General features: G+C 31.0%; 6 protein-coding genes. 5 read left to right on the forward strand and 1 reads right to left on the reverse strand.

The genetic code is table 11. From position 1 onward, the window contains the following. The first annotated feature begins 150 nt into the window (after positions 1-150). The 4 genes from fliD to hemW all read left to right on the forward strand — a co-directional run bounded on the left by fliD (position 151) and on the right by hemW (position 5,729). Positions 151-2,355: a flagellar filament capping protein FliD gene (gene fliD, locus ACR0QS_RS09135; protein ID WP_432633134.1), complete on the forward strand. Its 2,205-nt coding sequence runs from the start codon at positions 151-153 to the stop codon at positions 2,353-2,355. Positions 2,356-2,440: 85 nt separating this feature from the next. After that, positions 2,441-3,739, forward strand: a complete 1,299-nt coding sequence (gene lpxC, locus ACR0QS_RS09140) for a UDP-3-O-acyl-N-acetylglucosamine deacetylase (RefSeq protein ID WP_432633135.1) — start codon at positions 2,441-2,443, stop codon at positions 3,737-3,739. Positions 3,740-3,767: 28 nt separating this feature from the next. Then, entirely contained in the window at positions 3,768-4,616 is an 849-nt protein-coding gene (locus ACR0QS_RS09145; protein ID WP_432633136.1) for a sigma-70 family RNA polymerase sigma factor, read from the forward strand. Next, positions 4,617-5,729, forward strand: a complete 1,113-nt coding sequence (hemW, locus tag ACR0QS_RS09150; RefSeq protein WP_432633137.1) for a radical SAM family heme chaperone HemW — start codon at positions 4,617-4,619, stop codon at positions 5,727-5,729. Here hemW and ACR0QS_RS09155 read toward each other — a convergent pair. Beyond that, positions 5,715-6,023 carry a Trp family transcriptional regulator gene (locus ACR0QS_RS09155; protein WP_432633138.1) on the reverse strand — a complete coding sequence of 103 codons (309 nt, stop codon included), beginning with the start codon at positions 6,021-6,023 and terminating at the stop codon, positions 5,715-5,717. The two genes, hemW and ACR0QS_RS09155, sit on opposite strands and share 15 nt — an antisense overlap. A gap of 166 nt (positions 6,024-6,189) precedes the next feature. Between ACR0QS_RS09155 and ACR0QS_RS09160 the strand changes: the two genes are divergently transcribed. Further along, positions 6,190-7,089: a fumarylacetoacetate hydrolase family protein gene (locus ACR0QS_RS09160; protein ID WP_432633139.1), complete on the forward strand. Its 900-nt coding sequence runs from the start codon at positions 6,190-6,192 to the stop codon at positions 7,087-7,089. Positions 7,090-7,147 lie beyond the last annotated feature (58 nt).

A 7,147-nucleotide genomic window follows, 5' to 3' on the forward strand; every position in this document is an offset into this window, starting at 1 on the left:
ATATAATTGTATAGTCGTAAAATTAAATTTTATAATAAATTTGATTTTACAATATATATAAATTTTTAGTTTTTTAGTTTATAATATTTTATAATTAATAATAGAAAATAAAAAAGATTTTGATTTATAAATTTTAAAGGAGTGTTTTATATGGCAACAAGCGAAGCCTTTCTTGAAGAAGTTTATAAAAACGCGGTTGACGCGGAAGTTATAAAAAGAAGTTCTACTCTTTCAAATTTATTGGATAATGCAAGAGATTATCAAAGAGAAATATCAGCCTATGAAGATTTAAAATCGAGACTCGATATTTTATCTTCAGCCTCAAAAGAATTATACGGTTTTCGCTCTCCTTTTAAAAATTTTGTGGGAAGAGGAGACGGCGTCCCAGAATATTTTACCGTAACTGCAAACAGAATGGCAAATACTACAACTTACGATATTGCAATAAAAGAGCTTGCAAATAGCGAAAAATTTTCTTCAAAAGCATATAATATGAACGATAAACTTCCCGCTGGAAATATAAAATTAAAAATTGGCGAGGATGAATATTCTATAGATTTTGCGGGCGGAAGTTTGGTTGATTTGCAAAAAGCGTTGAATAAAGAATTCGGTAAAAAGGTAAAAACTACAATTACTCAAAAATCGAGAAATTTGCAGGTTTTGACAATCGATTTGGTAAAAACTGGTTCTAAAAATATTGCCGAAGTGATAAGCGATGATTCGGGAATATTAAAAGAATTAAATATGTTTACGAGAAGAAATTATAGATATTTGGGACATATTTTTAATCAGGAACTTATTAATAAATGGAAAGACGAATCGGATAATTTAACTACAAATTATATGGTAAAAAACGACTTTTTGGTATTGAAAGGATTAAATAAATTATCGATGCCTTTACATAGAGAAGCGGAAGCTAACGAAAATATAATGATTTCAATAACGGCGAGAGCATCCGACACTTTGGATGAAAGCGTGGAAGAAATAGTTCCCGTAATGCCTCCGACTGTCGATTTATCGATTCCCGACACTGGAATAATATTTGATAAAATAGACAGCGTAAAATTTAAAGATGTGGAATTGTATGGCGAAGGTTTATCTCCCGCGGATAGTTTAAGAAGTTTTGAAGATGTAAAAAGATATAAAGAAGCGTTAGAATCAGAAAGAGCGGCAAAAAACGGAGTGGAAGCGGAAGTTCCCGAAGCGATAGACGAAACGGGATTTAACGCTGAAATTATCGGCGTGAAATATATAAGTAAATCTGGAGACGAGGTTGAAAAATTTTTTGCCTTACCTACGATAAGTTCCGATTGGCAGAGATTAAATATTCCAATTGGAAGTCAATTTGAAGAGGGCGATGTTATAACTCAAATAGTTTTGATAAATAAAAATCCAAATTATAATGTTTTTTATAAAGATTTGCTTGTCGAAGATACGGGAAGGGAAGAAGACGCTCCGAATTATTTAATCTCCGAAGCGACTGACGCTAGAGCATCAATAGACGGAATAGATATTTTAAGCGAGAATAACGAATTTAACGATGCGGTAAACGGATTAAATATAACGGCAATAAAACCGACTCCTCAAGCTTTTGCCACGACTATTGAAGTAAATAAAGAGGCGGTTGTTGACGCGATAGTTAATTTTGTGAGCGCTTACAATTCGCTTATTGATTTTTTGAATGATTCTACTCAAAGACCTTTGACGAGAGAGGTTAGAAATTCTTTAGACGACATGAATCGAACGGATATGAACGATTTGGCTACAACTTTGCAAATTAGTTTCAATTCGGAAATGAGCGATTCGGATTTAAGAAAAAAATTATTCTATATCGGAGTTTTCAGCGGAAATACTTTAGTCGGCACAATATCGCAAAGAGTTAAGGCGATAGTTGCGGATTCCTACGAAACGGATTACGGCGAAGAATTGGCTTTATTGGACCAAATAGGAATAAATAGAGGAAACGCGGGCGAAGATTGGAGCGTAGTAAAAAAAGCTTTTCTACAAATCGAAGAAGAAAAATTTATGAATAAAATTGAAACTCAAATGGACGGCGTGGAAGAATTATTTGCAAACGACACAACGGGAGATAATGTCCCAAATACGGGCGCCGCTTTCACTATGAACGATTTTATAACTCCATATTCGCAAACGAGAGGAATAGTCGATAACAGCATCGCGGTTGCAAGAACGAGATTGGAAAATAATCAAAGGCGAGTTGACAGCGAAAGAGAGAGAATAGAACAATATAGAGAGGAAAGACTCGCTTCGTATTATAGAATGCAGTCCGATTTGCAGCAGGCTGAAAGAGACAGAAAACGACTCGAATCGATGCAGAATCAGAATAGTAATTAATTTTTACTTAAATTTTTTCATAATTTATAAAAATTTTATAAAAATGCTATTGATTTTATATCATAAATATATTATTATATAAGCTATGGAAAAATTAAAAAATGTTAAAACAAAAAACAGCGTCCTAATCATAGACGATGAAGAAGATATTTTAAGTTCTTGTAAAGCCGTTTTGGAAGACGAAGATTACGATGTGGAAACGGCAAAAAATTATGAAGAAGCTATAAAAATTTTTGAATCGAAAAAAATCGATTTGGTATTTTTGGATGTCTGGCTTCCAAATGTTGACGGTTTAGATATACTTTCAAATATAAAAGAAAAATATAATAACACAACGGTAATTATGATGAGCGGACATGCTGGAGTTGAAACTGCGGTTAGAGCGACAAAAATGGGAGCTTACGATTTCTTGGAAAAACCGATAAGCATCTCAAAACTGCTTGCAAGCTGCGATGAAGTTTTGAATAAAAAAGAGAATAATAACGAAACGGAAATAAATCATTCTAATAATAATCATAATAAATCGAAATTAAAATATAAAATTCCTCAAAGAACTATTGCAAAAAGCGTGGTTGTGAGCGGATTTGCCTTAATGGAAGGACGAAAAACGGCGCTTACATTAGTTCCCGCAGAAGTTAATACGGGAATAGTTTTTGTAGATATTAACAGCAATACTCATATAAAACTTTCGCATGAAAATATTTTGTCAAAAGATAAATCTGGCGCGGTTAATTCTACGGCTTTAATAAACGGAAGCAGACATATAAAAACAACCGAGCATTTTTTAGCGGCTTTGCATATGATGGGAATAACGAATTTAATAGTAAAATGCGATGGAGAAGTTCCAAATGTTGACGGTTCGGCTTTGGTATTCTGCGACGCGTTAAAAGAAGCGGGCTATATCGAACAGGAAGATTATATAGAGCCGATAGTTATAGACAGAGAATTGATTTATGGAAATGTAAACGATAACGAAACTTATATAATACTTTCGCCTTATGACGGACTCGAAGTTAATTTGCGTATTGATTTTGCGGGAAGCATCGGAGTTCAGCAATACGATTATAAATTTGAATCTTTCGAGCAATTTTCCGAAGATATAGGAAGGGCGAGAAGTTTCAATACTTTGGATAATATAGATTACGCTCAAAAAATGGGAATGGCGGGAAGCGGAATGATAGGAAGCCATATAATATTATGCGAAGGAAAGGTAATAAATACGAAGCTACATTTCGATAATGAATTTGTAAGACATAAAATTTTAGATATAATAGGAGATATGTATATACTTGCAAGACCGATAAGGGCTAAAATAACGGCGAATAAATCGTCTCACTCTTTTAATCATTCGGTTGTTCATGACCTTGCAAGTAAATATTTATAAGTTTATAATATAATTAAAGAAAAAAATTATGGGAAATAAAGTAAAAAACGATAGCATTGAAAACACGATAGGCTTATATCTTGAAGACGCTAAAAGAGAAAAACTTCTAACTCGCGAAGAAGAGATTGAACTTACAAGAAGACTTAAAGAAGGCGACATGGAAGCGAGAGCCGAATTAATAAAAAGCAATTTAAGATTCGTAATAACAATCGCCAAACAGTATAAAAACAGCGGACTTTTGCTTGAAGATTTGATTGCGGAAGGCAATTTAGGTTTGATAATGGCTGCGGACAGATTTGAACCAGATAAAGGCTATCATTTTATTTCTTACGCGGTTTATTGGATTAGACAAAGCATATTGAGAGCGATAAACGAAAAATCAAGATTGATAAGACTTCCGTTAAATAAAGCGATGGATTTAGTCGATATAGAAAGAACGATTCATGAAAAATATTATAAAACGGGGGAAGTTCCAGATGTCAATGAAATTTCAAATATTTTGGATAAAGACCCTAAAGATGTTTTGCAAATAATGGCGGTTAATAGCGATTATGTTTCTTTGGAAAGCGAATTTACTTTTGACGGAATAAAAGAAAAACTTGTAAATATTATAGAAGACGATAAAAGTTTGGGCGTGGAAGCGACTCTTACGAATAAAGAACTTGTGGAAGAATTAAGAATAGCTATGGAAGATTTAACCGAAATGGAACAAGCCATAGTAAAAGCGAGATACGGAATAGACGAAGAGAGAAAGAGTCTTAACGATGTCGCGCAGTTATATTCCTGCACAAAAGAAAGAATTCGTCAAATAGAAAAAAAAGCTTTAAGAAAAATGTATTCAAAAAGATTCACTTCTTTAAAAGATTTCTTAAATTAAATGTTATATATACATATTCCATTTTGCGCTCATAAATGCGGTTATTGTAATTTTTATTCGGTAGTCAATATGAACTCTCCCGATTTGTATAAAAAATATTTGGACACTTTAATAAAAGAACTTGAAATTAGAATAAACGATTTTAACGAAAATATTGAAACTATATATATCGGTGGCGGAACTCCTTCAATAATTGGCGCAAATATGCTTGAATATTTTTTTGAAAAATTATTTGAAATTATAAAATGTAAAGATAAAATAAAAGAAATAACGATAGAATTTAATATTAACGATATAAATATAGATTCTCTAAAAGTTATATCGGAAATAAAAAATATAAGACTTTCGGTTGGAATTCAAACTTTCAATGAAAATAGCTTAAAAATAATAAGTAGACAAACTAGCAAAGAAGATATTATAAACGCTTTGAAATTGATAAATAAATCGAATATTGAAAATGTTTCCGTTGATTTTATATGCGGGCTTCCGTTGAACGATAAAGAACAGTCTAAAAAAGATATAATTTTTTCATTCGACTTGCTTCCAAAAATAAAACATATTTCTTTATATTATTTGGAGCTTAACAATTTTCTTAAAAATAAATGGAAAGATTTTTTGCCGAGCGAAGAGGATTCGGTGAATTATTATAATATTGCCGCACAAACGATAGAAAATTTTGGACTTAAAAGATACGAAATTTCAAATTATGCAATCGAAGGTTATGAGTCGATTCATAATAGCGCTTATTGGAATTTGAAAGATTATTTGGGAATCGGCGCGGGAGCTTTCGGATGTTATAAAAATAGAAGATACGAAAATACAAAAAATATTAAAGATTATTTTGAGTTCGTTTCAAAAAATAAAGCGCCTGCAAAAAATATAGAATTTTTAGACGAAGAAAAAAGAAAAAAAGAATTTATATTTTTATCTTTAAGAACCGCAAAAGGAATAAATTTTTCATTTTATAAAAAACTTTTCAAAGAAGATTTTATAGATAAGCATTCCAAAATAATAAATAAACATATCGAATATTTTATTATTTCTAAAGAATATTTATCTATAAAAAAAATCTATTTTGATTATGCGGATGAAATTATTTTATTGTTGCTGTGACGATTTTTTCAAACTCTGCTGAAAATTTTCATCATTTGTAAGATATTTGTCGACTACGAACGATAAAGCGCTGTTTGGTTTTTTAAGTTCTTTAGCTCCTCTCGTAATCGAACATAAACTCGCGTTAAGCATTTTCGCAATTTCGTATTGAGGAATCTTTTTTTTGAGCAATGTAACTATTTTGAGCCTTTGCCAAATCATATCTCTTTCGTCTTTGGTAAAAAGTTCTTTCAATAATTCTTGAAAAAATTCCTCGTTTGTTTCTGACGCTAAAATATAAGCCAATATTTCCATTTCTATTCTCCTTATTTTTTAATTTGGTTTATTACTATTTATAATATCATTATATATAGTAAAGTAATTATTTCAAGTGCATTCTTTTAATAGTTTTAACGGTATTGAAAAACTTATTTAAATTTATTATAATGAAAAAAATTATTTGAATATTCGAGGTTATAAAATGAAATTCGTTTCTTTTATTGAATGGAATAATACCGAAGCAATCGGAATTTTAAGCAAGGACGATAAAAAAGTTATCGCCGTAAAAGAAATTATAAGCGATTTTCAATACGGCGAAAATCCTATGATTAAATTAATAAAAAATATGGATAAAGATTTGCTTAAAACTCTAAAAAACGCTAGCGAAAATTTTAGTAAATATCCCGCATATTCTATAGAAAATATTCAAATACTTTCCCCGATAAGAAAACCGATTCATGATATTATTTGCGTTGGAGTAAATTATAGCGACCATTTAAAAGAAATCGAAGGAAATAAACTTTTGGATAAAAATAATTCTAAAAAGCCCGTTTATTTTTCAAAGCGAGCGATTGAAATAATCGGACTCGGCGAAAAAATTAAAGCGAGATTCGATTTGGATAAATATTTGGATTATGAAGTCGAACTTGCAATTATAATAGGCAAAGACGGAAAAGATATAACGGTTGAAAAAGCGAACGATTATATTTTCGGCTACAGCATATTTAACGATATATCTTCAAGGACAATACAGAAAGAACATTCGCAGTGGTATAAAGGAAAAAGTTTGGATTATTACAGCGCAATGGGACCATGCATAGTTTATAAGGACGATATAAAAGATATTTTTAATTTGGAAGTGAAAAGTATTTTGAACGAAGAAGTCAGACAGTCATCAAATACAAAATATATGATACATGATATATTTAATTTAGTTTCGGATATTTCAAAAGGAATGACTTTGGAAGCGGGCGATATAATAGCTACGGGAACTCCAGGCGGCGTGGGAATGTCTTTTAATCCTCCTAAATATATGAAGCCTAACGATAAAATAGTTTGTTATATAGAAAATATCGGCGAACTTATTAATTTTGTAGAATAATAAAGTCAAAAATATTTTTAATGTTACTTAAATTTTATAAAAATCGTTGATTTAATAG

It is taken from the genome of Brachyspira sp., assembly GCF_050873525.1.
GTDB lineage: Bacteria > Spirochaetota > Brachyspiria > Brachyspirales > Brachyspiraceae > Brachyspira.